1 protein-coding gene is annotated in these 2,782 nt (G+C 65.9%); it reads left to right on the plus strand.

What is annotated here, in order from left to right:
• Window positions 1–33: 33 nt before the first annotated feature.
• Window positions 34–2,782: DUF5696 domain-containing protein (locus ABFE16_19710; protein ID MEN6347527.1), on the plus strand; the 2,749-nt coding region annotated here is incomplete at its 3' end.

The raw sequence follows: 2,782 nt of genomic DNA on the forward strand, positions 1-2,782 counted from the left end.
AGGCTCTCAGGGTTCTTGGTGGCGTTCTGGACGGTGGCCGGTGCACTGCCGGTTCTCGCGCAGTCGGTTGACCCCGACTTCCGGCCGAAGCTGGTAGGTGTGGAGTTCACCTCCCGTCAGGTGCGCCCCGGCGACCCCTTTGCGATGACCCTCAAGTTCCGCAATGAGGGGACGAAGGCTGCACGCTCGGACTACCGGGTCTTCGTGCACTTCGAGGCCCCGACCGCAGACTGCGAGAACCTGGTCATCAACGCCGACCACGAGCCGACGGTCGACACCACAGCCTGGGAGCCCGGCCAGATCGTTGTCGACGGGCCCCGCGTCCTCCTCGCGCCGGTGGACAAGCCTGAGCAGGAGTACTTCGTCCACGTCGGCATCTACGACATCGGCGGAACCGGCGACCGCCTGCTGGAGAGCTATGACGGCGGCAAGATCACTATCACCAGCAAAGCACCCTCTGCAGACAGCATCACTCCGCCTGCGCTGGCCCCGGAGGAGCTGCAGAAGCGTCGCGCAGCCCTTGCCGAACGCATCCCGAGCAACTCCCGCGCCAGTCTCGACGCTTCCACCTGGCGCTTCGACCTGGACCGCAACAGCGGGGCCTGGGCGCTCACCGACAAGGCCACGGGAGTCCTGTGGGCCTCGGATCCGGTGCGTGCGCGCTTTGGTGAGGTCGCAATCCGCAGCGCCGGACGAACAGTAGCCTGGCAGGTCAGCCGCTTCGACGAGGTCCAGCAGACGGCCGATGCCCTCCGGCTGGTCACGCGCCCTCAGGTTGACGGCAGGCCCTCGGGCGTCACGGTCACCTTCACCCTCGAGCGCATCGCAGAGCCCGCCGGTCTGAGGATCGGCTACGACTCGACCACGACCAGCGACTGGCAGGTTGTGCGTGTGCGACCACTTGCCGATGCCCTCTGGGTGACGGACGCCGAGGACGGTGTCCTGTACGTGCCCAATCGCCTTGGGATCGAGATTCCCGCCGCGAAGGGTCTCCCCGGCACGCGGCAGTGGATGACCTACGATAGCCTCTCGATGGCGATGTGCGGGGCCGTCAAGCAGGGCTCTGCGCTGCTGGTGAACTGGGACGACGTCAACACCCGGCTGACCGCGAACACCGCCTGGCCGGATCTGCCGCTGGTCGCCGGTCGGCGTGCCCAGGCAATCAGCCTCGACATCAGCGCGCCGAAGGGCTCCTGCACGGTTCATCCCCTGGGAAAGGGCGGGTACGTGGAGATCGCCCACGCCTACCGTCCCCTGGCGAAGGCGAAGGGCTGGCTCAAGACCTGGGCCGACAAGCGCCAGCAGTTCCCCAGTGTCGATCGACTCTTTGGGGCCGTCGACTTCAAGCCCTTTGTCTTCTCCCGCGTCGTCCCGAGTTCGCGCTTCAGCGACGGCAAGGAACGGACCAACCTCGGCTTCACCTTCGACGAGGCGGCCCAGTGTGCTGAGCACTGGCGAAACGACCTGGGCATCGACCGGGCCTTCGTGGTGCTCGCGGGCTGGATCAACGGCGGATACGATGTTCGCCACCCGGACATCCTCCCGGCTGCTCCGGAGTGCGGCGGCAACGCCGGACTTCAGGACGCTGCCCGGCGCATCAAGGACTGCGGCTACCTCTTTGGCCTCCACGACAACTATCAGGACATGTACCAGGACGCCCCTTCCTTCAACGAATCCTGGCTGAACTGCAATGCCCAGGGCAAGCCGAAGATGGGCGGGAACTGGAATGGCGGCCAGGCCTGGCAGGTCTGCGCGATCAAGCAAGTCGAACTCGCGCAGCGACCCGACACCAACCTGCCGAAGGTCGCGGAGCTGTTCAGCCCGAGCATCTACTTCATCGATACGGTCTTCGCCTGGGGGCTGGTCACCTGCGACTCCCCCGTGCATCCCATGACCCGTGCCGACGATCTCGCCTGGAAGAGTCGGCTGTGCATGCTGGCCAAGCAGCACATGGGGCTTTTCGGCAGTGAGGAGGGCCGAGAGTGGGCGGTGCCCTGCGCCGACTACCAGGAGGGCATCTTCGGCCACCAGACGGACTCCGCACCCGGGACGGTCATCCCGCTCTACCAGTTGGTCTACAGCGACTGTACCCAGCTCATGACCCACCAGAGCAACCGCATCAGCCAGGGCAGCGAGAAGAAGGTCGCCGACCACCTCCTCTTTGCGGAGATGCAACTCCCGAGCTTCGGCAGTCATCTGTACTGGAAGCAGCCGACTAGCAAGGGCGTCGGCATCCTGCCGCTTGCGCCACAGGTGAAGGACCTCGGCAACCGCAAGTTCGAGATCACCTACCGTTGGCAGGTCAACGAGGCACCGGCAGCCGACTGCAAGGTCTTCGTCCACTTCGTCCACAAGGCCACGACACGTCCCGAGGGCATCGCCTACCAGGGCGATCATCAGCCGGCGGTTCCGACTTCCCAGTGGAAGCCGGGGACCATTGTCGCCGACGGCCCCTACACGGTGGAAGTGCCCGCGGAGTTCAATGGCCCCGCCGACATCATGCTCGGGATGATCGGACCAGGCGGCGACCGGCTTGCCTTCACCAACGCCCTCAGTCAAGGGACACGCTACAAGGTGGGTACCGTCACCGTCACTGACGACGGCGTGGGCTTCGAGGGCGCCGATCCGGGACGTGCCTCTGAGCTGTGGTCTCGTGGCGATGGCGGCTGGGGCGAGGACCTGTGCGTCACCGACCGGGTCATCAAGAACGTCTGGGAGGTCCTCAGCCCGCTCAACGTCATCACCGCCGAGCGACCCCTCGACAGCCACGAGTTCCTCACCG

Source organism: Armatimonadia bacterium (assembly GCA_039679385.1).
Lineage (GTDB): Bacteria > Armatimonadota > Zipacnadia > Zipacnadales > JABUFB01 > JAJFTQ01.